Genomic DNA, 596 nt, shown 5'->3' on the forward strand with positions numbered 1-596 from the left:
AACAAGCAAATACAGCGAAGAGCAACTCATTGGTTTTCTGCGGCAGGCCGTAGCGGGCATGCCGATCAAGGAAATCGGGCGCAAACCTGGCTTCAGTGATGCGTCGTTTGTAAGGCTGGCTCTTATATGCCGAAAACAGCTGGCTCCTTTATGCCGAAAAGTGACACTTGCAGATCCCGATCTCGCTCGAACTCCCGATATCAACCAATAAGGGTGTTTTTTCTTGGGTAGCCCAATTGTCTGATGTTCGCGCCAAGGCGTTGCCCGAGTTTGATGTACAGCTTGACTGCATGAGAACAACCAAATACAGCGAAGAGCAACTCATTGATTTTCTGCGGCAGGCCGTGCGGGCATGCCGATCAAGGAAATCGGGCGCAAACCTGGCTTCAGTGATGCGTCGTTTGTAAGCGATCTATTAACCGCGTCCCTTGCGGCGCGGGCTCAGATGTCATTGGCGTTTGAGACTCGGCTGCTCGACCCTATTCGTTCGGCAGCGCGATGTGTTGCCGCCGACCGAAAACTGCCCCCCCGGGGGGGGGTGAGGACAATAACTTGGACTAAATGAAGATAGTTCATGTTTTCATATGAAGAGAGAA

At 52.3% G+C, this 596-nt stretch carries 1 pseudogene; it reads left to right on the forward strand.

The features are described from left to right. Positions 1-211, forward strand: a pseudogene (locus B9Z45_RS17580) (hypothetical protein); the annotation flags it as partial. Positions 212-596 lie beyond the last annotated feature (385 nt).

The sequence above is a fragment of the Limnohabitans sp. 2KL-17 genome (assembly GCF_003063415.1).
Classification (GTDB): domain Bacteria; phylum Pseudomonadota; class Gammaproteobacteria; order Burkholderiales; family Burkholderiaceae_C; genus Limnohabitans_A.